Here is a 1,946-nt window from a genome sequence, read left to right as displayed (position 1 = left end):
GGGGAGATCCGGGTGGACGTGGAGCGCCGCCGGGCCAGCCGGGAGGCGGGGAACGTGGAGCACATCAGCGGCGACAGCTTCATCCAGAAGGAGGCGCGGCCGCTGTTTGACGTGAACACCCTGCAACACCTGCCTGACGGGTTCGCGGTGATGACCGGGCTGGGCGTGGCGCGGCTGGCGTTCAGCAGCCCGCTGCGGGTTGAGCGCCGGGAAATTTCGCTGAAAACCTTCCCGGTGCTGGCGAAAACGGACCCGCTGGCGGAGTACCTGCCTCCGGCCGACGGCGGCGGACCAAAAGCGGATGATGATTTTGCGGGGCTTTACTGATGACACTGGAGCAGTACAACGTCAGCCACGCGAAGCGGCAGGCGCGGAACGCGGAGAAAACACGGCTGACCCTGCGCTGGCTGCGGGAAGAGCTGTGTTCCACGGCGGAGCTGGTTGCGCGACGGCTGGGGATTGCGGCGGTACAGCCGGTTTACCGCTTCCTGGACAGTCTGGTGGCGAAAGGGCTGCTGGTCCGGGCGAAATACCCGGTTGACGGCCGTCAGGTCAGCGTGTGGGGGCTGACGCCGCACGGGGTGGCGTTCTCGTTCGACGAGGACGAGCCGCTGACGGACGTTATTCCGTTTCAGCCGTCAAGGGTGTCGGCGGCGCAGCTGCCGCACCGGCTGGCCGTGCAGTCCCTGCGCCTCTCCATGGGGGGCCGGGGGGCCACCGGCTGGCGGTACCTGCACCGTATGGCCCTGAAAGGGATGAAAGTGCCGGACGCGCTGGCGGAGCTGGACGGCAGAACGGTGGCATTTGAGGTAGAGCGCACCGTCAAGAGCCGCAGGCGGTATCAGGAAGTGGTGTCCGGGTATCTGTTCAACCGCCGGGCGAACGGCATCGATGAAATCTGGTACATCTGCCCTGACCGGCCGACGCTTGTCCGGGTACAGCGGGCGATTCTGGCGGTGGATGAAATCGTGAATCCACAGACCGGCGAGGCCCGCAAAACGGTGGAGCTGGACCGGGAGAGGCTGTTCGCGTGCTTTAAATTTATGACAACGGAGTGAGGGATTATGGCGCTGTACATGGTATTTATTGAGGACGTGGAAGACAAAGACGGCGAGCGCTGCATTATGCCAACCAGCGAGCATCTGGAAGACATGGTGGTGCTCGCCTGGCAGACCGGGGCGTATGTTTTCTGTTTTGTCGACCGGGCCCAGCATCTGGCGATGATGAAATCCATCGGGATGTATGACGAGCGGCTCAACAGCGACGAAAAAGCCACGTACTTTTTCACCGGTGAAAATCCGCAATGGGAACGGGACAAACCCACAGGAATGAAGCTGTGTGATTACCTCTATCGAAAGGTGGAGCGGTTCGCCATCGAGAACGGTGTGCAGGTGGTTGATGCCGGGAAGTGCTCACCGGAGCAGATTAACGCGATGATTGAGGTGGTCAGCGAGCGGCACGGGGAAAGCGCGGTGAACGAGAAGCTGAAAGCGGAGCTGATGCGGGAATATAACAGCCGCTATTTTAACGTGCCGGTGCCTGAACTGCCGGAGGACAAACCCGCCCGCCGGTGGTGGCCGTTCGGCAAAAAATAACGCCAGCACCGGCATGGCCGGTGCTGTTATTCTTCCCCGAGCTTATCCCGCATCACCTGCCAGAGTGTTTCCGCATCCTCGTGAAGCCGTTCGCACATGTCGGCCGGGGTATCCATGTCCAGCTCGTTCAGCTTTTCCAGCAACAGCAGCGACTGATCCTTAATGAATTTAGCCATATTGAGGGCAGTTTTTTCCTGCTTCGTCATGTTCTCCATTCCCTTCGGTAAGTTCTCAGCTAAACCAGCCGGACCAGAAGCGTTTTTTCTTCTGTGTCAGTTCTGTTGTCAATCTGTCCACTTCGGCCTGGAGTTTCCGGCGCTCATCATCGTGCTGGCGGCGTTCTTCTTCCCG

Annotated in this window: 3 protein-coding genes and 1 pseudogene; 3 read left to right on the top strand and 1 reads right to left on the bottom strand. The window is 60.6% G+C overall.

Annotated elements, in window-relative coordinates:
* The 3 genes and pseudogenes from ACFFXY_RS25255 to ACFFXY_RS25245 all read left to right on the top strand — a co-directional run.
* Nucleotides 1-327: pseudogene (locus tag ACFFXY_RS25255) on the top strand (Mobilization protein A); the annotation flags it as partial.
* On the top strand, nucleotides 327-1,058 hold the full coding sequence (gene mobC / locus ACFFXY_RS25250; protein ID WP_382357083.1) for a MobC family replication-relaxation protein: 732 nt from the start codon (nucleotides 327-329) through the stop codon (nucleotides 1,056-1,058). The pseudogene ACFFXY_RS25255 and the gene mobC, both read left to right, overlap by 1 nt.
* A 6-nt stretch (nucleotides 1,059-1,064) precedes the next feature.
* On the top strand, nucleotides 1,065-1,595 hold the full coding sequence (locus ACFFXY_RS25245; protein ID WP_071177729.1) for a hypothetical protein: 531 nt from the start codon (nucleotides 1,065-1,067) through the stop codon (nucleotides 1,593-1,595).
* A gap of 26 nt (nucleotides 1,596-1,621) precedes the next feature.
* Here the strand turns inward: ACFFXY_RS25245 and ACFFXY_RS25240 are convergent, their stop codons facing one another.
* Nucleotides 1,622-1,801, bottom strand: a complete 180-nt coding sequence (locus ACFFXY_RS25240) for a Rop family plasmid primer RNA-binding protein (RefSeq protein WP_000165970.1) — start codon at nucleotides 1,799-1,801, stop codon at nucleotides 1,622-1,624.
* Nucleotides 1,802-1,946: the final 145 nt, after the last annotated feature.

The sequence above is a fragment of the Glycomyces mayteni genome, assembly GCF_042428885.1.
In the GTDB taxonomy this organism is placed as follows: domain Bacteria; phylum Actinomycetota; class Actinomycetes; order Mycobacteriales; family Micromonosporaceae; genus Glycomyces; species Glycomyces mayteni.
The sequence above is the reverse complement of the archived record's forward strand: the minus strand, read 5'-3'. Positions and strand labels throughout refer to the sequence as shown.

What these genes read in the sequence shown, in the direction of transcription:
- mobC (WP_382357083.1), top strand. Translation starts at nt 327, where the DNA reads ATGACACTGGAGCAGTACAACGTCAGCCACGCGAAGCGGCAGGCGCGG.
- ACFFXY_RS25245 (WP_071177729.1), top strand. Translation starts at nt 1,065, where the DNA reads ATGGCGCTGTACATGGTATTTATTGAGGACGTGGAAGACAAAGACGGC.
- ACFFXY_RS25240 (WP_000165970.1), bottom strand. Translation starts at nt 1,801, where the DNA reads ATGACGAAGCAGGAAAAAACTGCCCTCAATATGGCTAAATTCATTAAG.